Origin of the sequence: Streptomyces sp. NPDC015032, assembly GCF_043080425.1 — a bacterium.
In the GTDB taxonomy this organism is placed as follows: domain Bacteria; phylum Actinomycetota; class Actinomycetes; order Streptomycetales; family Streptomycetaceae; genus Streptomyces.
Window position 1 is genome coordinate 133615 of the sequence record NZ_JBIBVN010000018.1, and the last position, 19183, is coordinate 152797.

Below are 19183 nucleotides of genomic sequence, written 5' to 3' on the forward strand. Positions count from 1 at the left end.
GTCAACTGCCCGCTGATGACGCCGGCCGCGTCCCCGCCGGACACCTCGGTGCCCGGCACCGGTGGTGGCGACCTGGCGTGGACGGGCAGCAGCGGTACGGTCCCGCTGGTCATCGGCACCGTTGTGGTGCTCGCCGCGGGCACCGGTCTGGTCGTGGCGGCCCGCCGCCGGGCCAAGCGGGCCTGACGCCCGATGACCGTCCGGGCCCCAAGGTCATCACCGGGGGCCCGGACGGGGAGGGCCGCAGTGGCGGGGCCGGAACGACGGTCCGGCCGGACGTCCCCGCGGACGTCCGGCACCACGGCCTTCCCGCCAGGGGCTCGTCAGCGCCCCGCCTGCAAGGCGGCCCAGGTGGCCGGCCCCACGATGCCGTCGGCCGGCAGACCCCGGCTCGTCTGATAGGAGCGCACCGCCGTCGTCGTCTCCGGGCCGAAGCTCCCGTCGATGCCGACCACCGAACCGAGCGCCGCGGTCAGCGAGCGCTGGAGCCGCTTCACCCCGTCGCCCGAGGCACCGGGTTCAAGGGCCGCCGTCGGGCCGGCCGACAGCAGTGCGGTCCAGGTCCTGGCCCCCACGACGCCGTCCGCGTCCAGCCCATGGGCCGACTGGTACGCCGTCACCGCGCCCTGGGTGGCCGCACCGAAGCTGCCGTCCACCGTGCCCACCGGATGACCCTGCTCGCCCAGCAGTCGCTGAACCGCCCTGACCTGGGCACCCGTCGAACCGCTTCGCTGGGTCGCGTACGCGGTGAAGCTCAGCCCGTCGCTGCTGTCGCCGCCGGTGTCCCCGCCCACCAACTGCATGTAGCGCGTCCAGTCCCAGTACGGGCCCGGGTCCGTGTGATCGTTGCCGGGCGCCTCGCTGTGTCCGATGATGTGCGCCCGGTCCTTCGGAATTCCGTACCGGTCGCACAGGTAGCTGGTCAGAGCCGCCGACGAGCGGTACATCGTGTCCGTGAACCAGGACGGGTCGTCGATGAATCCCTCGTGTTCGATACCGAGTGCCGAGGCGTTCTCGCTCCGCGCGTGGTACGCGGTGTCGCTGTCGCGCACCATCTGGGTGATCTCGCCGTCGGAGGAACGCACCACATAGTGCGCGCTCACCTCTGCCGACGGGTTCTGGAACCAGCTGATCGAGCCCGCGTACGAGCCCTGGGTGACGTGGACAATCACTTTGTCGATCTCGGCCGACCGGCCCGCGGCGAAGTTGTTCGCATGGGCCGGAACCCACAGGGCCGACGGGTAGTCGGCGCTCCCGGTGCGTACGGCGGCGGTGGCGAGTGGTCCCTTCTGCGGCGACACCGGACGGCCGGTCACCGAGATCCGCTCGCCGCCGGTGACGACCGCGTCGAGCCCGTGGGCCAGGAAGGTGTACACGGTGTCGGCGTAGAGGGCGGCAAGGTGCCCCGTCGAGCCGCTGTACCGGGCGACGGCCGGGTACCAGGCGTTGATGTCGTCGCGCTCCCGGTCGTCCAGGCCGAGTCTGTCCGCGTAGCCACGCAGCACCGCCGCGCCGCCCAGGATGTTGGCAGCGGTGTCGGTGCGGAGGTCGGCGAGGGGTTCGCCGGTGAGGGCGGCCGCCTGCTCCAGCGTCCGGTTCGTGGGGTTGCTCACCAGGTGCATCACGCCGTACCCGTTCGCCTGGCTGGGCTGCCCGGAATGGCCGTCGAGACGGGTCTCGCCGTACCCGACGGCGGCGAGCAGATCGCGCGGTACGTCGAATTCAGCGGCCGCACGTGCGAACGCCCGGTTCATGGGGCGGTCGGCGGGCGGGGCGGCGAGGGCCGGAGTGCCGGTCGCGGCCAGGACAGTGGCGGTGAGGGCCGCCAGGACGGATGCGCGGGCCCCTGTGTGGGCGGCGGCTCGTCTGGGCATACCTGCTCCTGCTCTGTGTGGGGGGAGAGAAGAACGGCCCCCGGGCCCGAGTGGGGTGGGCCGAGGGGCCGAAGCCCGCTCAGCGTATCGACGTGTCCGGGGCATGACAATCACCTGCCGGTGTGTCGAACTCCCTCTCACTCCGATGCGGTTGAAGCGCAGGCCACGGCTGCGGCCGGTGAGGGGTTTCGGCGCGTACCGGATCACGCTGTCGGGAGGAGGGGTGGCGCCGCACCGGACCGGCTCCGGACCGCGCGATCCGCTCCCGTCGCCGCCGCGGTCCGCATGGACCAGCAGCCCGAACTCCACGATCCGCCCTGCGACTTCATGTACACCATCACCGGCCTCGACACGAAGGCCGTGCTCGGGGTGGCCGCCGCACGGCTGATGGACCGCTTCTCGCAGTTCGCCGTGCTCGCGGCCCGTGAGGCCGTCGCCGATGCCGGACTCGACCCCGCGGTCTGGGGCAGCGGACGGGTCGCCGTCGTCATCGGTTCCGCACACGGCGGACTGCTCAGGGGCCGGACCCCGATGTGGGTGGGGCCGGCCGGCCCCACCCACGGCCCGCGCTCTCGCGCGGGCCCGCGGGTCAATGCTGTTCGTGACCCCGCGCCGTGACGTCCACCCGTACGATCTGCGGGTCGTGATCGCTCGCCTGGTCGGCGAACTCCGCGTTGATGTGCACCACGTCGTAGTCGAAGCGGCGGATGCCGGGACTGGTCAGGATGCCGCCGGCATCGCGATCGGACGACGCGCCCTCGGACACCCGGTCCGGCGTCGGACGGCACCGCCCCCACACGACCGGAGAGATCGTGCGGGGCATCGGACCGCCCAGGCCGAACCAGGCACCCGAGGACGTGAGGGAACCCGCCCACCCGCCACGGACCACGCCCCTGGAGGCGTGCCGCCGAACGGGACGAGAAAGCGGCAACCCAGCGCATCCAACACCGTTCGGGACGCGCCCAGCACACATGATTGGGTCCAGGACCCACTCATGCACACTGGTTAGGAACGGTCCGAGACACGAACAGGCGGCGATGACCGTGACGGCGGCGATGGACGCGATATTCAAGGCGCTCGCCGATCCGAGCCGCCGGGAACTCCTCGACCGGCTCGACGCACGCGACGGCCGGACTCTGCGGGAGCTGAGCGAGGGCCTGGGCATGAGCCGGCAGGCGGTGAGCAAACATCTGGCGGTGCTGGAATCGGCGCTGCTGGTCACCGTGGTACGCAGGGGCCGGGAGAAGCTGCACTACCTCGACCCGGCGCCCATCCAGGAGGTCGCCGACCGCTGGATCTGCCGGTACGAACGCCACCGCCCCGACGCGCGGTCCCACCTTGAGCAGACCCTGGAAGGAACGGTCATGGACAAGCCCGAGTTCGTCTACGTCATCTACATCCAGACCACCGCCGAGAAGCTCTACCAGGCGCTGACCGACCCGGAGTTCATCAAGATCTACATGGGTGGCTACGGCCCGGACTCGACATGGGAGGCCGGCGCGCCGGTCCGCTGGAAGATGGACCCGGACGGCGAGTTCGAGGAGGTCGGCCAACGGGTCCTGGAGGCGGAGCCGGGCAAGCGGCTCTCGTACACCTGGCACACCCTGCAGCCCATGCACCGCCAGATGTTCGACTTCGCCTCCGACCAGGAGTGGGAGAAGGCCGTCCGGGAGCGGTCGAAGGTCGCCTTCGACATCGAGCCGGCCGACGAGCCCGAGACGGGTATCAGGCTGACCATTACCCACGACGGTTTCGACAGCCCGGACAGCAAGATGCTGGAGGGTGTCAGCGGCGGTTGGATCGTGATCCTGTCGACGCTCAAGACCCTGCTGGAGGGCGGGAAGTTCCTCGACGAGCAGGCCTGAGGGCGGGCTCGTCCGGCGGCGGGGCGATCCGGGGCCGGGCCCCGGATCGCCCGGACACGGGCGCGGCCGCTCCGCCGCCGCGTCCGACGATCCCGCCCTCGACGCGGAACTGCCCGGGGGCATTCCGGCCGAGGGCGGGACCGAGGGCGCGAGGAACTCGGGACGGGGGTCAGGCCCCGGGTACCCGGTCGAGGAAGCCGCTGACCGAAGCGATGCGGCCGTCGTCGTCGAGCTTGAGCACGTCCGACCCGGCGACGGGTGCCGAGCCGTCGGTGGCGGAGACCAGTTCCCAGCTGAAGCGCACGATGTCGTGGTGCCCGTCCGGGGTGCCGGTCAGCCGGAACTCGAAGCCGGGGAACTGCTGGTGGGCCCCGTTGATCGTGGCCGTGAGCTCGTCGTGGCCACGCACGTCCGCCAGCGGGTCGGTGTAGGTGGCGGTCTCGGTGAAGGCTGCCGCCACGGCCTTCTCCAGATCCTCGGGGGTGGCCGCGTTCCAGGCGACGAAGTAGCGCTGAACGGCGTCCTCGTATGCGGTCATCGTGCTGTCCTCTCCTTGCGTCCCGGCCCTTGGGGCCGGGCTCCCGTGTGCTGGTGAGGAACACGATGTCCGATGGCGCGGGAGGCGTCGATTACCTCCGAGGTCATGATTCGGGGCGGTCGGTGCGGTGTCACATCGTGGTGGAACGGGAGGGCGGGGCGGGACGGAAGTTGCTGTGGGGCGGGCACGGCGGCCGCCGGGCAGCGAAGCGGCGGGGCCGGGCGCGGAGGAGGTGGGGCGGAAGGAGGCCCCGACCCTCACACCTGGTTGTCCGGGACGACATACATGGCCGCTTCCTCGGCCGATGCCGCCGCTCCGTCGATCCCGACGTCCTCGGCCGCCAGAGTGTCCGGCTCATTGATGTCCAGCTGCCGGGTGAGACGGCCCGCGCGTACCGAACCGACCTCCGTGTCCCAGGGTTCGCCGTCACCGTCGGACAGATCTCCCACGCCGTCGCCGTCGGCTTCGGTGACCTCGGGCAGTTCCCGTGCCAGACGGCTCTCCAGCGGCTCGCCGCTGTGCTGTTCGGCGGCCGTGGTGCCCTGGTCCTCCACCGCCCACGGTCGCTCGGGTGGGGAGTAGCCCTCGTCGAGGAGGTCGGTCAGCCCCCGGTTGTCCAGGGTGTCCTCGATGTCGAGCTGCTCGATGGGGTCGGAGGCCTCCGGCTGCTGGGGCTGGTAGACATCGTCTCCCATGTCGCCATCCTTCATGGTCTGTCCCTTCCCGATTTCAGGGATCCCGGTCGTGCATGCCACGCACGCGAGTCGGCGGAAAGGGGGCGTACATGCGGTAGGTGTGCGATATGCGCCCTGGTGCCGTCGAACCGCCCGTATGGGTTCAGGATAGGTGGCCGGGGTGTCACCCCGCAGCCGTGGGCCGCAGGCCGGGCGTCGGGAGCCCGTCGGAGGCACGATGGAAGTGGCAGGTGGAACCACGTCCTGCCACGATCGGTATCGGGAGAATCGCCATGGACTACCCGGAGAGCTATGAGCTGGTATTTCAGGCGTTCGCCGTGGAGGACGACACGGTGACCGTTCGGCGTACCGCGCAGTCGGGTGCGGGTGGGTACCCGATCTACGAGGACGAGACCGGAATCGTGCGTGCGGAGATCAGCGACCGCGGAGAGGTGCGCATGCTGGCCAGCGGCGGGCACCAGGTGCTCGGCACCCCACTGGTGGTGCGGGAACCGAGTGTCTGAACCACCCGGCGGCCCGTCCGGCCGGTCACGGTCGGACGGGCCGCCGGACGATTCACCGCTCCGTCGGACCGGGGCCGTCAGCCCTCCGTCCAGCCGTGGTTCTTGGCGAACTGCAGCAACCCGCTGCGGATCTGCAGGATCTGAGCACCTGTCAGTGTCGGTGCCGACTCCAGCAGGAGGTCGGTCACCTCCTTGGTGTACTCGGACGCACTGAGCACGTCGCACAGGGTGTCGTCGTCCGCCGATCCCGAACCATGGAGCGGGCCGGACCTCGGAGGAGTCAGCGGCTTCCCGTCGGGGCCCTCGGCGAGCCGGACGGACGATGCCTTCAGCCCCCGGTCACCGTCCTCGATCTCGAACTCGACCACCGTACCCGTGTGTACGTAGGACTCCGGGATCAGCATGTCATTCACATGGAGAAAGACATCCTCACCGCCGTGATCGGGCGAGATGAATCCGTATCCCCGTGCGCCGTCGAACCGCACCACGCGACCAGAAACCACACCAACCCCCAAGAAAGAATTCGGGCCCCTTGCCCGTTGCCACACATGGCTCGACCGGAGAATAGCCCCGCGGATCCGGGTAGCGCGACCCTATCCGTGGAATCGCCGGGACCGCTTCACTTGAGCCTGCGCGTCGGCGGGGGCGCGGTTCCGGACGCCAGCGGGGAGCGGGCCAGCTCGACGCAGCCCACCGCGATCAGGACGAGCGCGACCAGTACGGGCAGCACCCACCACCCGGTGCGCAGGTTCTCGCCGAACAGGGTCACCCCGTACAGAACGCTGATCAGCGCGTCACCGAGGGTGAGTGGCGGCTGGACGGCGACCAGCGTGCCCGCGTGGAGGGCGTTCTGGAGGAGGAACAGTGCCCCCATTCCCGCCGCCGCCGTGGCGTACAGCTGCCAGGACGTGAAGAGCTCCACCGCTCCGCCGCCGTTCTCGAGCCGCGCCATGGCGTCTTTCATGAGCGCGGCCGTGAGCGCGTACCCGCATGCGGCGGCGAGGCCGAGCAGCGCGCCCCGGGGGTTGCCCCGCGTGCTCAGGGCCGCGCCGATCAGCGCGGCCTCGAAGAGGCCGGTCAGGATCAGCGTCGGCACCCAGGCCGCCCCCTGCACGGATGCGCTGCCGCCACCCGGTGCCGCGGAGGCCATGCCCAGGGCCAGTCCCAGGGTCATGGCCGCCACCGCGAACCAGAGCCGCCGGGGAAGCCGGACCCGCATCACGAATCCGGCCATCAGCAGCGTGGCCGGCAGTTCGATCACAAAGATCGGTTGGACCACGGCGATCGGCCCGGTGGCCAGCGCCACGGCCTGGCACACGGCCGCGACGATCACCATGCCGATCCCGGCCAGCCACATGCGTTGGTGCAGCAGATGCCCGATCAGCGACAGACGCATTGCCTCGGCGTCGGGGACGGTGCGGGCGGCGCGACGCTGGAGTACGGAGGCCACGCCGTTGCTGAGCGCGGTCAGGACGGCGAACAGGACGCTGATCACCGCACCATGATGCGGGCGGCGGGTCCGTGATCCCGGGTCCTGCCGTACGGCGGCATGGCGGGGAGCGCGGAGCGGACCGCGATAGCCCATGAGGACGGAAGATGTCCGCAAGTCCGCGTAGCGTGCCGTCCATGGCACCGAAGAAGAGCACCGACGCGAAGACGAACCCCGCCGCACCCGTCGTGCTCTCACCGCGCGCGCTGGGCCGCGCCACCCTGGAGCGGCAGCTGCTGCTGCGCCGGACCTCGATGTCCGCGAAGGACGCCGTCGAGCATCTGGTCGGCCTCCAGGCGCAGAACACCAAGCCGCCGTACTACCAGCTCTTCGCCCGCCTCGACGGCTTCACCCCCGCCGGGCTCGCGGAGCTGATGGAGTCCCGCGAGGTGGTCCGGATCGTCACCCTGCGCTCCACCATCCACCTGCACACCGCAGCGGACGCGCTCACCCTGCGCCCACTCGTCCAGGCGGCGCGCGACCGGGAGCTCAGGACCTTCCGCAAGGGGCTCGCCGGGGTGGATCAGGACCGGCTCGGGACACTCGCCAGGGAGCTCGTCGAGGAGCGGCCCCGTACGCCCAAGGAGATCCGCGAGGCGCTGCTGGCCGAGTGGCCCGAGGCCGATCCGCAGGCACTGGGCGTGGCCGCCCGCTGTCTGCTGCCGCTGGTCCAGGTCACCCCGCGCGGGGTGTGGGGGAGGAGCGGCCGGGTCGCGCTGACCACCGTCGAGCACTGGCTCGGCAGCCCGTCGGAGCCGGTTCCCGCACCCGATGCCACCGTGCTTCGCTATCTCGCTGCCTTCGGGCCCGCCTCCGTGCAGGACATGCAGACGTGGGCCGGGCTGACCCGGCTGCGCGAGGTCTTCGAACGGCTGCGGCCGCGGCTCATGACCTTCCGGGACGAGAACGGCACCGAGCTCTTCGACCTGCCGGACGCCCCGCGCCCCGACGAGGACACCCCTGCCCCGCCGCGCTTCCTGCCCGAGTTCGACAACGTGCTGCTCGGCCACGCGGACCGCACGCGCGTCATTCCACCGCGCTACCGGGGGCGCAACGGGAACGGCAACCAGGCGTACGGATCGGTGCTGGTCGGCGGATTCCTCGCGGCGATCTGGCGGCTGGGCGGCGACGCCGGGGCCGGCCCCGGCGCGACGACCCTCACCGTGCAGCCGCTCGGCAGGCTGAGCCCGGCGGATCGTGACGCCGTGACGGACGAGGCGGTACGGATGCTCTCCACCATGACGACGGCTGCCACCCGTGCGAACGGATACGACATCCGGTTCGCGACGTTCATCGACTTCGAATGATGAGCATCCGCCGGACGACAGGCTCTCAGGGCAGCAGCCCCGCGCGCCGGGCCGCCACCACGGCCTCCAGCCGGGTGTGCGCGCCCAGCTTGCGCATCGCCGAACGCAGATAGCTCTTCACCGTCTCCGGCCGCAGCCCCAGCCGCTCCGCCGCCACCGCGTTCGTCGTCCCGGCCGCCACACAGGCCAGCACGTCCACCTCGCGCGGGGCCAGCTGCACGCCGCGAGGCTTCGGCGCCCGCGCCCCGGCCGCCGAGGCGAGCCGCCCGCACACCGAGATCAACTCGCCGCGCAGCGTCGGGTCGACGACCCTCGGGACCAGGGCGCGCAGTTCGCGATGGGCCTCGCGGACGTCCTCCCACGCCGCCGGCGCGGCCGCCGGATCCGTGACCTGTTCCCGGGTCACGGCCAGGAGCTGCTGCACCTCGTCCCGTACGACCAGGGCCTGCTCCACATCGCGGGCGGCGGCGACCGCCGCGTCGAACGTACGGTCCCCGAGCGAGACCGGCTCGCGGAGCGCCCCGTACAGCAGGCCACGCACCTTGCGCCGTACGACGACGGGCACCGCGACCACCGCGCGCAGGCCCTCCGCCGCAACCGCCATGTCGTACTCGTGGCTGATGTGACGCGAGGAGTGGTAGTCGGTCACCGCACAGGGGCGGGACAGGGCGATCGATTTGCCACCGAGCCCGCTGCCCGCCGAGATGACGAGCCCGCGCAGGGCGGTCGTCTGGGCCCCGTTCAGCTCGGCTATCCGGGCGTGGCGGGCATCCGAGAGCAGGCCGCCGAAGGCCACGGGCAGACCGCTGATCCGGCGCAGCCGCAGCAGTGCCGTCTGCATCTCGATCGCATCGACGGATTCCGGCATGCTGTCGCCTCCCTGCCCGGTCCCGGCTCCGGAGCCACGGCAGCCTCGCCCGCCGCACCCCCGTTCGGGGGTGGTGAGACCTGGGTCACTGTTTACATGATGTTAAGCGACCGGTCCGGTCCGCAATGAGGAGGGCACATGTCGGCAACCAGTGCGACGGAGACATTCCGGGCCGCCCGGGACTTTCTGCTCCAGCACCGCGAGGACTACCACGCGGCCTACCAGGGCTTCCGCTGGCCCCGGGCCGACCATTTCAACTGGGCGCTCGACTGGTTCGACGCCATCGCCGAGAACAACGACCGCACCGCCCTGCACATCGTGGAGGAGGACGACGGCCGTACCGAGGTCTCCTTCGCCCGGATGTCCGCCCGCTCCAACCAGGCTGCCAACTGGCTGCGCGCCCAGGGGGTACGGGCCGGGGACCGGATCCTCGTCATGCTCGGCAACCAGGTCGAGCTGTGGGAGACGGCCCTCGCCGCGATGAAGCTGCGTGCCGTCGTCATCCCCGCCACCCCGCTCCTCGGCCCGGTCGATCTGCGCGACCGGGTGGAGCGCGGCCGGGTCCGGCATGTCCTGGTGAGGGACACCGACACCGCCAAGTTCGACGAGGTGCCCGGCGACTACACCCGGATCGCCGTCGGCGCGGACCTGCCCGGCTGGCTGTCCTACACCGGCGCCGACGAGCTGCCGGAAACCTTCGAGGCGGACCGGGAGACCGACGCCGACGAACCGCTGATGCTCTACTTCACCTCCGGCACGACCGCCAGCCCCAAGCTTGTCGAACACACCCATGTCTCCTACCCCGTGGGCCACTTGTCGACGATGTACTGGATCGGCCTCAAGCCCGGGGACGTCCACCTCAACATCTCCTCGCCCGGCTGGGCCAAGCACGCCTGGTCGAACCTCTTCGCGCCCTGGAGCGCCGAGGCGACCGTCTTCATCTTCAACTACACCCGCTTCGACGCGGGCCGGCTGATGGCCGAGATGGACCGCTCGGGCGTGACCAGCTTCTGCGCCCCGCCCACTGTCTGGCGGATGCTGATCCAGGCCGACCTCTCCCAGCTGAAGACCCCGCCGCGCGAGGTCGTCGCGGCCGGCGAGCCGCTGAACCCGGAGGTCATCGAGACGGTACGGCGCACCTGGGGCGTCACCATCCGGGACGGCTTCGGCCAGACGGAGACCGCCGTCCAGGTCGCCAACACCCCGGGGCAGCTGCTGAAGACCGGTTCGATGGGACGGCCCAGCCCCGGTTTCAAGGTCGAGCTCCTCGACCCGGTCACCGGCGAGCCCGGCGCGGTCGAGGGGGAGATCTCCCTCGATCTCTCGGACCGTCCGGTGGGCCTGATGACCGGTTACCACGGCGATCCGGACCGGACCGCGCAGGCCATGGCCGGCGGCTACTACCGCACCGGCGACATCGGCTCCCGCGACCAGGACGGCTACATCACCTACGTGGGCCGCGCCGACGACGTCTTCAAGGCGTCCGACTACAAGATCTCGCCGTTCGAGCTGGAGAGCGCGCTGCTGGAGCACGAGGCGGTCGCCGAGGCCGCCGTCGTCCCGGCCCCCGACCCGGTACGCCTCGCGGTGCCGAAGGCGTACATCGTGCTCGCGGAGGGCTGGGAGCCGGGACCGGACACGGCGAAGGTGCTGTTCGAGCACTCCCGAGCGGTCCTCGCCCCGTACAAGCGGGTCCGCCGACTGGAGTTCGCCGAGCTGCCCAAGACGGTCTCCGGCAAGATCCGCCGCATCGAGCTGCGCGAGCGCACCGCCCGGGGCACCGGCACCGGGATCGAGTACGACGAGGGGGATCTGCGATGAAGGAACTGTCCTACGCGCACGGCACCGGCACCACGGCGCTGCTCGGCGACACGATCGCGGGCAATCTCGACCGCGCGGTCGAGGCGTTCGGGGAACGCGAGGCGCTCGTCGACGTCGCATCGGGGCGGCGCTGGACGTACACCGAGTTCGGTGCGGCGGTCGATGAGCTGGCCCGTGCGCTGATGGCATCGGGGGTGGCCAAGGGGGACCGGGTCGGGATCTGGGCGCTCAACTGCCCCGAGTGGGTCCTCGTGCAGTACGCCACCGCCCGCATCGGCGCCGTCATGGTCAACATCAACCCGGCCTACCGGGCGCACGAGCTGGAGTACGTGCTGAAGCAGGCCGGGATCTCGCTCCTGGTCTCCACGCTCTCGCACCGCACCAGCGACTACCGCGCGCTGGTCGACCAGGTCCGCGGCGGCTGCCCGGCCCTGCGCGCGGTGCACTACATCGGCGACCCGTCCTGGGACGCCCTGCTGGCCGGCTCCGGGTCCGTGACGGAGGAACAACTCGCGGCCCGCGCGGCAGAGTTGTCCTGCGACGACCCGATCAACATCCAGTACACCTCCGGTACCACCGGCTTCCCCAAGGGGGCCACCCTCTCCCACCACAACATCCTCAACAACGGCTACTTCGTGGGGGAGCTGGTCGCCTACACGGAACAGGACCGGATCTGCCTGCCCGTCCCCTTCTACCACTGCTTCGGCATGGTCATGGGCAACCTCGGCGCCACCTCGCACGGCGCCTGCATCGTGATCCCGGCGCCCTCCTTCGAGCCCGCCGCGGTGCTGGCAGCCGTCGAGCAGGAGCGGTGCACTTCGCTCTACGGCGTCCCCACCATGTTCATCGCGGAGCTGAACCTCCCCGACTTCGCCTCGTACGACCTCTCCTCGCTGCGCACCGGCATCATGGCCGGATCGCCCTGCCCGGTCGAGGTGATGAAGCGGGTCGTCGCCGAGATGCACATGGACGAGGTGTCCATCTGCTACGGGATGACGGAGACCTCGCCGGTCTCCACCCAGACCCGCCGCGACGACGACCTGGAGCGCCGCACCGGCACGGTCGGCCGGGTCATGCCGCACATCGAGGTCAAGGTCGTCGACCCGGTGACCGGGGTGACCCTGGAGCGCGGCGCGGCGGGCGAACTGTGCACCCGGGGCTACAGCGTGATGCTCGGATACTGGGAGCAGGCCGAGCGCACCGCGGAGGTGATAGACGCCGGCCGCTGGATGCACACCGGGGACCTCGCCGTGATGCGGAAGGACGGTTACGTCGAGATCGTCGGCCGGATCAAGGACATGATCATCCGTGGTGGCGAGAACGTGTACCCGCGGGAGATCGAGGAGTTCCTCTACGGCCACCCGAAGATCGCCGGTGTGCAGGTGGTGGGCGTACCGGACGATACGTACGGGGAGGAGATCCTGGCCTGCGTCATCCCGAGGGATCCGACGGACCCGCCGACCCTGGAGGAGGTGACGGGCTACTGCCGCGAACAACTGGCGCACTACAAGATCCCGCGACGGCTGCAGATCCTGGAGTCCTTCCCGATGACGGTCAGCGGGAAGGTCCGGAAGATCGAGCTGCGGGAGGGCTACGGCCGGTAGGAGCCGGCCGCCCCGGGCGTCGTCAGGCGGCCTCGATGATCTCGCCGGCGACGCCCCGGGTCGCGGCCGCCCATTCGATCAGCAGCACCTCGTAGGCGGCGGACTCCACGGAGGACCATTCCTGGCCGGCCCGCGCGTCGACCAACGCCCGTATCGCCTCGTTCGCCGCGGCGGCGGACGGGGGCGTCGCCCGGGTCGTGCGCGAGGGGTCCGTGGGCGGGGTGTGCCGTGGAGTTAAAGCCATGACCCCTACCTTAGGGCCCGCCACTGACAACGCCGCGAACATTTGTGGCCCCTGGCCCGAACGTGACCGATTGCACTCATTGTTGCCGACCGGTTCCGCTGAGGTGCGGGTCGTGTTCCGCGCGCGGGATCTCGCGGCGCATGCAGACTCTCGGCCAGCGGTCCAGGCCGTGTTCCGCCTCCTCCGCCCTGATCTTCCGCAGCCCCTCGGTGAGTTCGGATTCCGTGAGCGTGCGGAAGCCGAGGCGGGCGTAGTACGGGGCGTTCCACGGGACGTGGGAGAAGGTCGTCAGCGTGAGTGCGCTCAGCCGCCGGCCGGCCGCCCATCCGGCGAGATGGTCGATGAGTGTGCTGCCCAGTCCGCGCCGTGCGGCGGACGGATGGACGGAGACCTGCTCGATATGGGCCGCGCCGTCGACCGGTTCGGCGATCAGGTAGCCGACCGGACGGTCCTCGTGGTCCACGGCCACCCAGGCGCGGCCGGCGAGGCGGTAGCCGTCCAGCAGGTCGAGGGGCGGAGGGTCGTCGTCCGCGATGGCGGTCATGCCGAGCGCGCGGAACGGTTCGCCGGCGGCGCGCTCGATGTCCTGGAGCAGCGGAAGATCGGAGCGGCGGGCGGTACGGATACGCATGCGGTCAGTATGGCGCTCCGGCGCGACGGAGGTGCTGGTCCGGGTAGGCCATGAGGATTTCGGGCTCCTTCCGCATTAAGGAAATTTACTTCTGTTTAACGGAAGGTTGTCCGGGGCTGGGAGAGCTGTCGAGGAGGTGCCCGGAACGCGGGCCGGGTGCCTTCGTGCGGGTTGCGCGAGGTGAAGCCGGAATTGCGCCGGTTGCCGAGGCGGTGCGGGGCGGGACAGGGTGGCTGGTGCGTCCGACGCGGCCGACTCGACCGCCGTACTCGTCCGCCCGACGCCCGACGCCCGCACTCGACCCGCACGCGAGGTGCTTCGCATGAACCACGCCACCAGCCGGCGCACCGTCCTCGGCGCCCTGCTCGCCGGTGCCGCCCTGTCCGTGGCCCCCGCGCCGCCGGGACCGGCCCGGCGCCCGGCGGCCGTGCCGGACTCCGTGCCCGCGGTCGGTTCGCGCCCGCGCGGCACCGGGTGGTTGCTGCTCGGCACGTACACCTCGGCCGAGGGCGGCGGCAAGGGCATCGGTACGGCGGCGTACGACGCCGCCACCGGGGCGCTCTCCGGCGGCCCCGTGATCACCGGCATCGAGAACCCCTCGTACCTGGCCATGCATCCCTCGGGCGCCACCGTCTACGCGGTCGACGAGCAGGAGCGGGGCGGGGTGACGGCCGTCGCGCTCGCCCCGGACGGCGGCCACCGGGTGCTCGGAACCCGCGGCACGGGCGGGGCGGGACCCACCCATCTCTCCGTCCATCCCACGGGAAGATGGCTGCTCACCGCGAACTACACCTCCGGCAGTGTCGCGGTGCACCCCGTCCGGGGCGACGGCTCGCTGGGGGAGCGCACGGACCTGGTCGCCCACACCACGCCGCCGCCCGGCCCCGGCCAGGACGGGCCGCACGCCCACCAGATCATCACCACTCCGGACGGCGGCCACATCCTCGCCGTGGACCTCGGCAACGACTCCGTGTACACATACCGGCTCGACGAGGAACGCGGCACGCTCGCGCAGGTCTCCCGCGCGGCCCTGCGCCCCGGATCCGGCCCCCGCCACATCACATTTCACCCGGGCGGTCGCTTCGCCTACCTGGCCTGCGAGGTCGACAACACCGCCGTCGTCTGCGGCTACGACCCGGCCACCGGCATCCTCTCCCCGGGTGCCCCGCAGCCCACCGGGACCGGTGCCGGCACCAGTTACCCCGCACAGTTCCTGGTCACCGGCGACGGCCGTTTCGCCTACCTCGCCAACCGGGGGCACAACAGCCTCACGCGGTACGAGGTCGAGGACGACGGGGCAACGCTGCGGCTCCTCGACACCGTGCCGGCCGACGGCGACTTCCCCCGCCAGATCGCGTTCTCGCCGGACGGGCGGCTGCTCTTCGCGGCCAACCAGAGGTCGAGCACGGTGACGGCCTTCCGGGTCGACGCGAGGAGCGGCGGCCTGACCCGTACCGGCGACGCCTTCCCCGCCCCGGTGGCCGTCTGCGTGCTCCCGTACCGGACACCGGGACCGTCCGGCGAGTGAGCGGGAGCCTCCCCGCGAACGAGGGCAGCCGTCACCGGACGCCCCCGGTGCCCGTCCGTTAGGGTCGGGCCCCGGGCCGCGGGTCCACGAAGACGCGGCGAACGCACCAGGGAGGCACAGTGCGCTTGAGAGTGGAGTTCACCACCGAGCCCTTCGATCTCGACGAGGCGCCCGCCCACGCGGTCGTCGCGCGCGAGGTCATCCAGAACGCCGAACTGGACGCCGTGGACGTCGGCCCCTTCGGCAACACCGCGGAGGGCGGCGTGGACGAGGTGCTCACCGCGGTGGACTCCCTGCTGCGCCGCGTCCTGACATCCGGTGCCACCCGGGTGTCGCTCCAGGTCAACGTGATCGGGGAGGGTCCGAAGTGACCGAACCGGCGGACCACCCCCTCGTCACCGCGGTCAAGCCGCTCGTCGACGCCATGGGAGCCGAGCTGCTCGGACCCGAGCAGGCTCAGCCCGACGACGTCGTGCTGGCCTGGGAGGGTGAGGACGTCATAGCCGTCCGGCTGCCCCAGCTCTCGGAGTCGCTCGACCACATCCTGGCCACCATGGAGCGGCGGCACGGTATGCCGCTCGCCGCGCTGGACCGCAGGACCAAGCAGTCGGTGGTACGGGCCCTGGAGGCACGCGGTGCCTTCTCCGTACGCCACGGCGTGGAGACGGTGGCGGGCGCGCTGGGGGTCAGCCGCTTCACCGTCTACAACTACCTCAACAGGGAAATCGCCCCCAAAGGCGAGTAGTTGAGGCATCAATCGCTGTTGCCCGAGCATCGTCGTGGGTACGGCGCGATGTGCGGCGGCTTGAACCACGGCCGGCTCGACGTCGGTCGGCTGCGGGCGGTGCCGGCCGGGCTGTCGCTGCCGCGTTTCGACGGCGGGCGCCTGGTCCTGGCGGTCGATGTGTCGCCGTGGCTTCGCGATGCGGGGCAAGATTTCAAGCTGGCCATCGAGGAGAGGTATAAGGCCCGAAGCGGGCCGCGGTGATAGCGGCGGGGCCTACGTATGTTGCCGCTGACACGGCCCGAGTCACGAGGAACGGGGGCAAGACCAGCGAAGGAGGACAGGCGGTCGGGACTGCCAAAAGCTGCCATGTGTCGGCCACCGGGCCGGTGATTTCGTCTCCACCGTCGGCCATGTCGTCGCTCACGGCCACCTCGGCAGCGGACACCGTGCGTTCACATCGTGCCGCCCCGCCGGCTGCATGATTCGACCGTCGGCTCCTCGGAGCTGCGGGGCCACCGCCACCCGCGGTGACTCGCCCGCGGGCTCAGGTCCGATGCGACGTCCGGGGGTGAGGGGCGTTGACCGGCCGTCCCGGTCGGCAGGCCAACGCCCTGAACACCTTTCGGGTTTCGTGGTCAAACGGCCGGAGCTGTCGCCGTGGCAGCCTGCCAGTCGCTCCCGGTGGCGATGGCCGTCCGCCAGCGGCGCAGCGCCTTGGGCGGCATGCCCAGGGCCAGGGCGCCAGTGAGCCGATGACCGGTGCGGTAGGCGACGAGGAAACGGCCCCGGGCCGAGTCGCCTGCGACGACGCGTGCTTCGTCGTGGCCGCGGAGGTGACCGTATGCCTGGATCCTCATTCCGTGCTGGTCGGACCAGAAATAGGGGACGGAGGCGAAGACACGGGCGGATTCGGGGTGGAGCAGGTTGCGGGCGGCGGCCACGGCTTGTTCGGCGGCGTTGGTCCGGTGTTCGACGCGCATGTCGGCGTCGAACAGGGGGTTGTGCCAGCGGGCCACGTCCCCGGCGGCAAAGACGCCGGGGGCCGCGGCGAGGTATCGGTCGCAGACCACGCCGTCGGCCAGGTGCAGGCCGCTGCCGTCGAGCCAGGCGGTGTTGGGTTCGGACCCGATGGCGACGAGCACGTCATCAGCCGGGACCAGTGTCCCGTCGGACAGCCGGACGGCGGTGAGCCGACCGCCCCGGATCACCGTCTCGGCGACCCTGGTACCGGAACGCAGGTCCACCCCGTGATCGCGGTGCAGGTGCGCGAGGTGTTCACCGGCCCGGTGTCCGAGGACGTGGGCGAGGGGAACGGGCGCGGGCTCGACGAGGGTGACGGCGGTCCCCAGGGCGCGGGCCGAGGACGCCACTTCGGAGCCCAGGAACCCGGCACCGACGACGACCAGTCGGCGGCCCTCGCCGAGACGCTCGTGCAGGGCGAGGGCGTCGTCCAGGGTGCGCAGGGTGTGCACGCCCGGTGTGGGCGGCCCGGGGAGGTGGCGCGGCCGGACTCCGGTGGCGATGATCAGGCCGTCGAAGCCGCATTCGGTTCCGTCGGCCAGGGTCACCGTACGGGTCCTGGTGGACAGGGCGGTGGCGGCGGTCCCGAGCCGGAGTTCCAGGTCGAGGGCCTCCACGTCGGCCCGCGGGCGCAGGGCGGTCCGTTCGACGGCCCAGGCGCGGGACAGGATTTGTTTGGACAGGGGCGGCCGGTCGTAGGGCAGGTGGCGTTCCCGGCCGATGAGGGTGAGCGAGCCGTCGAAGCCTTCCCGGCGCAGGGTCTCGGCGGCCGACAGACCGGCCGCCGAGGCACCGACGACGACGATCCGGCGTGGTGGGGCGGCGGTCACGACCTGACCAGGCGGATCGCCGCGGCCGGGCAGACGGCCGCCGACTCCCTGACGTCGTCGTGGTGGGTGGGGTCGGGGGTGTCGGTGAGCAGTTCGACGATGCCGTCGTCGTCCTGGTCGAAGACGTCGGGGGCCAGCAGGACGCACTGGCCGGAGGCGACACACTTGGGCTGGTCAACTTCCACGCGCATGGGCTTCTCGTTTCCGCTTGGGGGGATGTGAGCAGGAGACAGCGGGGGACAGTGACAGGTCACCAGGTGACGGGCAGTGCGTAGACGCCGTAGACGATGCCGTCGTGCTTGAAGTCCAGTCGGTCGATGCCGGTGGCCAACTGGAGAGTGGGGACGCGCCTGTAGAGGGTGCTGTAGACGCACTGCAACTCGACGCGGGCCAGCGGCTGCCCCAGGCACTGGTGCACACCAAACCCGAAGGCCACATGGCGGCGGGCATCGCGGGTGACGTCCAGTCGGTCCGGGTCGGGGAAGGCGTCGGGGTCGCGGTTGGCGATGTCGTTGGCGAAGATGATGCCCTCGCCCGCGCGTATGGTACGGCCGCCGACCTCGATGTCCTCCAGTGCCACCCGGCGGCGTCCGGAGTGGGTGATGTTCAGGTAGCGCAGCAGTTCCTCGACCGCGGCAGCGGTCACCGCGCGGTCCTCCGACTCGCGCAGCAGGGCGAGTTGGGCCGGGTTCTCCAGAAGGGCGAGGGTGCCCAGCGCGATCATGTTGGCCGTCGTCTCGTGCCCGGCGCCCAGCAGCAGGACGCCCATCCGTGCGGCCTCGCGTTGCGTCATCTCGCCGGTGGCCACACGTTTGACGGCCAGTTCGGACAGAAGGTCGTCGCTGGGCGCAGCGCGCTTGGCGGTCAGGAGGTCGTCGAGGTAGTCGGTGAGTGCCTCGGTCGCCTCCTGCACTTCCTCGGGCGTCGATGTGCCACGGACGATGACCTTGGTGCAGCGCTGGAAGAAGTCGTGCTTCTCGTACGGGACGCCCAGCAGTTCGCAGATGACCAGGCTGGGGACCGGGAGTGCGAACGTCTCGACCAAGTCGACGGGCCTGGGTCCGGCAAGCATCTCGTCGATCAGATCGTCGACGATCTTCTGGACCGCCGGCCGCAGCGCGTTCATTCGCTTGACCGCGAAGGGAGCGGTCACCATGCGGCGCAGCCGGGCGTGCTCGGGATCGTCCATGTTGAGGAATGTGGGGTTCTGCCGGTCCCGCTCCCGCATCCCGGCGTTGCGGTGCGGGAATCCGGGCAGTGCCGGGTCGGAACTGACGCGCGGATCACCGAGCAGGGTACGCAGATGATCGTGCCGCGTGATCAGCCAGGGGCTGCTGCCGTCCCAGATCCGCACCCGGGCGACGGGGCTGTCCGCCTGGAGCGTCTGCAGCGCGGGCGGGGGGGCGAACGGGCAGCCGGCTGCCCGGGGGCTGGGGTGTTCGGGCAGTTCGACCGTGGTGTCTGCGGTCTCGGTCATACGGTGCCTCCGTGGGGAAGAGGGATCACGTGACCACTTTCCTAACAGCGTTAGTAGCCCCATGCAACTAGCCTCGATCTTGCATGACGGTCCGTCGATTTCTCCGGCGGGCCGTTTCTCTGTTGCGGGCTGGTTGTGAGAATGGTGGTGGCCCGGCTGTCG

21 protein-coding genes and 4 pseudogenes are annotated in these 19183 nt (G+C 71.0%); 12 read left to right on the forward strand and 13 right to left on the reverse strand.

Annotation, left to right across the window (positions count from 1 at the left end):
* The first annotated feature begins 15 nt into the window (after positions 1–15).
* Positions 16–186 carry an LPXTG cell wall anchor domain-containing protein gene (locus ACF08M_RS24410; protein ID WP_392187399.1) on the forward strand — a complete coding sequence of 57 codons (171 nt, stop codon included), beginning with the start codon at positions 16–18 and terminating at the stop codon, positions 184–186.
* Between the two features lie 137 nt (positions 187–323).
* Here the strand turns inward: ACF08M_RS24410 and ACF08M_RS24415 are convergent, their stop codons facing one another.
* Positions 324–1874 carry a peptidoglycan-binding protein gene (locus ACF08M_RS24415; RefSeq protein WP_392187400.1) on the reverse strand — a complete coding sequence of 517 codons (1551 nt, stop codon included), beginning with the start codon at positions 1872–1874 and terminating at the stop codon, positions 324–326.
* Between the two features lie 120 nt (positions 1875–1994).
* On the opposite strand from ACF08M_RS24415, the pseudogene ACF08M_RS24420 reads away from it, so the two are divergent.
* Positions 1995–2387, forward strand: a pseudogene (locus tag ACF08M_RS24420) (beta-ketoacyl synthase N-terminal-like domain-containing protein); the annotation flags it as partial.
* A gap of 76 nt (positions 2388–2463) precedes the next feature.
* On the opposite strand, the gene ACF08M_RS24425 reads toward ACF08M_RS24420, so the two are convergent.
* Positions 2464–2697: a hypothetical protein gene (locus ACF08M_RS24425; protein WP_392187422.1), complete on the reverse strand. Its 234-nt coding sequence runs from the start codon at positions 2695–2697 to the stop codon at positions 2464–2466.
* Between ACF08M_RS24425 and ACF08M_RS24430 the strand changes: the two are divergent.
* A pseudogene (locus tag ACF08M_RS24430) lies at positions 2599–2883 on the forward strand (IS200/IS605 family accessory protein TnpB-related protein); the annotation flags it as partial. The gene ACF08M_RS24425 and the pseudogene ACF08M_RS24430 overlap by 99 nt on opposite strands.
* Before the next feature lie 46 nt (positions 2884–2929).
* The gene (locus ACF08M_RS24435) at positions 2930–3739 is read left to right on the forward strand and encodes an ArsR/SmtB family transcription factor (RefSeq protein WP_392187420.1); all 810 of its coding nucleotides are present in this window, start codon (positions 2930–2932) and stop codon (positions 3737–3739) included.
* Between the two features lie 169 nt (positions 3740–3908).
* On the opposite strand, the gene ACF08M_RS24440 is transcribed toward ACF08M_RS24435, so the two are convergent.
* Together ACF08M_RS24440 and ACF08M_RS24445 are read right to left on the reverse strand one after the other, a co-directional pair.
* Complete coding sequence (locus ACF08M_RS24440; protein ID WP_392187401.1) at positions 3909–4277, reverse strand: nuclear transport factor 2 family protein; 369 nt, start codon at positions 4275–4277, stop codon at positions 3909–3911.
* 257 nt (positions 4278–4534) lie between these two features.
* Entirely contained in the window at positions 4535–4987 is a 453-nt protein-coding gene (locus ACF08M_RS24445; RefSeq protein ID WP_392187402.1) for a DUF5709 domain-containing protein, read from the reverse strand.
* A gap of 257 nt (positions 4988–5244) precedes the next feature.
* Here ACF08M_RS24445 and ACF08M_RS24450 point away from each other — a divergent pair, with 257 nt between their 5' ends.
* Positions 5245–5475 (forward strand): DUF6296 family protein, encoded by a 231-nt coding sequence (locus tag ACF08M_RS24450; RefSeq protein WP_392187421.1) that lies wholly within the window; start codon positions 5245–5247, stop codon positions 5473–5475.
* A gap of 77 nt (positions 5476–5552) precedes the next feature.
* Here ACF08M_RS24450 and ACF08M_RS24455 read toward each other — a convergent pair whose 3' ends face one another.
* Both ACF08M_RS24455 and ACF08M_RS24460 read right to left on the reverse strand, forming a co-directional pair.
* Positions 5553–5978 carry a cold-shock protein gene (locus ACF08M_RS24455; protein WP_392187403.1) on the reverse strand — a complete coding sequence of 142 codons (426 nt, stop codon included), beginning with the start codon at positions 5976–5978 and terminating at the stop codon, positions 5553–5555.
* A 116-nt stretch (positions 5979–6094) separates the two neighbouring features.
* Positions 6095–6970 (reverse strand): DMT family transporter, encoded by an 876-nt coding sequence (locus ACF08M_RS24460; RefSeq protein ID WP_392187404.1) that lies wholly within the window; start codon positions 6968–6970, stop codon positions 6095–6097.
* Positions 6971–7101: 131 nt separating this feature from the next.
* Between ACF08M_RS24460 and ACF08M_RS24465 the strand changes: the two genes are divergently transcribed.
* Positions 7102–8271, forward strand: a complete 1170-nt coding sequence (locus tag ACF08M_RS24465; RefSeq protein ID WP_392187405.1) for a winged helix DNA-binding domain-containing protein — start codon at positions 7102–7104, stop codon at positions 8269–8271.
* Positions 8272–8296: 25 nt separating this feature from the next.
* On the opposite strand, the gene ACF08M_RS24470 is transcribed toward ACF08M_RS24465, so the two are convergent.
* Entirely contained in the window at positions 8297–9139 is an 843-nt protein-coding gene (locus tag ACF08M_RS24470) for a response regulator transcription factor (protein WP_392187406.1), read from the reverse strand.
* Positions 9140–9277: 138 nt separating this feature from the next.
* Between ACF08M_RS24470 and ACF08M_RS24475 the strand changes: the two genes are divergently transcribed.
* Complete coding sequence (locus ACF08M_RS24475) at positions 9278–10960, forward strand: AMP-binding protein (RefSeq protein ID WP_392187407.1); 1683 nt, start codon at positions 9278–9280, stop codon at positions 10958–10960.
* A complete protein-coding gene (locus ACF08M_RS24480) occupies positions 10957–12564 on the forward strand; it encodes an AMP-binding protein (protein WP_392187408.1) in 1608 nt (535 codons plus the stop codon). Before ACF08M_RS24475 ends, ACF08M_RS24480 begins: the two co-directional genes overlap by 4 nt.
* A 22-nt stretch (positions 12565–12586) precedes the next feature.
* Here ACF08M_RS24480 and ACF08M_RS24485 read toward each other — a convergent pair whose 3' ends face one another.
* Both ACF08M_RS24485 and ACF08M_RS24490 read right to left on the reverse strand, forming a co-directional pair.
* A complete protein-coding gene (locus ACF08M_RS24485; RefSeq protein ID WP_392187409.1) occupies positions 12587–12808 on the reverse strand; it encodes a hypothetical protein in 222 nt (73 codons plus the stop codon).
* A 76-nt stretch (positions 12809–12884) separates the two neighbouring features.
* Entirely contained in the window at positions 12885–13439 is a 555-nt protein-coding gene (locus ACF08M_RS24490) for a GNAT family N-acetyltransferase (protein WP_392187410.1), read from the reverse strand.
* A 322-nt stretch (positions 13440–13761) separates the two neighbouring features.
* Between ACF08M_RS24490 and ACF08M_RS24495 the strand changes: the two genes are divergently transcribed.
* The 4 genes and pseudogenes from ACF08M_RS24495 to ACF08M_RS24510 all read left to right on the forward strand — a co-directional run.
* Positions 13762–14967 (forward strand): lactonase family protein, encoded by a 1206-nt coding sequence (locus tag ACF08M_RS24495; protein ID WP_392187411.1) that lies wholly within the window; start codon positions 13762–13764, stop codon positions 14965–14967.
* A gap of 119 nt (positions 14968–15086) precedes the next feature.
* Positions 15087–15338, forward strand: a complete 252-nt coding sequence (locus tag ACF08M_RS24500) for a thiamine-binding protein (protein ID WP_392187412.1) — start codon at positions 15087–15089, stop codon at positions 15336–15338.
* Positions 15335–15712 carry a helix-turn-helix domain-containing protein gene (locus ACF08M_RS24505; RefSeq protein ID WP_392187413.1) on the forward strand — a complete coding sequence of 126 codons (378 nt, stop codon included), beginning with the start codon at positions 15335–15337 and terminating at the stop codon, positions 15710–15712. The genes ACF08M_RS24500 and ACF08M_RS24505 overlap by 4 nt, the downstream gene beginning before the upstream one ends.
* A gap of 12 nt (positions 15713–15724) precedes the next feature.
* Positions 15725–15889, forward strand: a pseudogene (locus ACF08M_RS24510) (transposase); the annotation flags it as partial.
* A gap of 58 nt (positions 15890–15947) precedes the next feature.
* On the opposite strand, the pseudogene ACF08M_RS24515 reads toward ACF08M_RS24510, so the two are convergent.
* From ACF08M_RS24515 to ACF08M_RS24530, 4 genes and pseudogenes are all read right to left on the reverse strand, one after another.
* Positions 15948–16038 (reverse strand): annotated as a pseudogene (locus ACF08M_RS24515) (hypothetical protein); the annotation flags it as partial.
* A gap of 291 nt (positions 16039–16329) precedes the next feature.
* Positions 16330–17544 (reverse strand): NAD(P)/FAD-dependent oxidoreductase, encoded by a 1215-nt coding sequence (locus tag ACF08M_RS24520; RefSeq protein WP_392187414.1) that lies wholly within the window; start codon positions 17542–17544, stop codon positions 16330–16332.
* Complete coding sequence (locus tag ACF08M_RS24525; RefSeq protein WP_392187415.1) at positions 17541–17735, reverse strand: ferredoxin; 195 nt, start codon at positions 17733–17735, stop codon at positions 17541–17543. Before ACF08M_RS24525 ends, ACF08M_RS24520 begins: the two co-directional genes overlap by 4 nt.
* A 59-nt stretch (positions 17736–17794) precedes the next feature.
* Positions 17795–19021, reverse strand: coding sequence for a cytochrome P450 (locus ACF08M_RS24530; RefSeq protein ID WP_392187416.1), 1227 nt, complete (start codon positions 19019–19021; stop codon positions 17795–17797).
* Between the last annotated feature and the right edge of the window lie 162 nt (positions 19022–19183).